General features: G+C 53.0%; 1 protein-coding gene. It reads right to left on the bottom strand.

Translation table 11 applies throughout. The features are described from left to right. Positions 1-120 precede the first annotated feature (120 nt). A complete protein-coding gene (locus SB660_RS20780) occupies positions 121-234 on the bottom strand; it encodes a 3D domain-containing protein (protein WP_410584241.1) in 114 nt (37 codons plus the stop codon). Positions 235-270: the final 36 nt, after the last annotated feature.

Genomic DNA, 270 nt, shown 5'->3' with positions numbered 1-270 from the left:
CTAGCAAGGTCGTCAAGTTCTCGCTTCTCTCGCTTAGTCGGGTATTCGTCTAAGAAGCGTTCTGTAAGCGAGATTAAATCCTTTCATGTTATATCCGCCACTGCAAGGGCCTCCCTCCCGTTAATTTATTACGCGAACCTGCACCGACTGCCGCCCGAACTGTACTGCATCGGATTCATTCGCAACTAATACGTCAATCTTGGCGCCCTTAATTGCGCCGCCAGTATCCTGCACCACCGCTTCGAACGTCGTGCCGTCTGCCTGCCGCAC

The organism is Bacillus sp. SIMBA_005 (assembly GCF_046535585.1).
Taxonomy (GTDB): Bacteria; Bacillota; Bacilli; order Bacillales; family Bacillaceae; genus Bacillus; species Bacillus pumilus.
The sequence above is the reverse complement of the archived record's forward strand: the minus strand, read 5'-3'. Positions and strand labels throughout refer to the sequence as shown.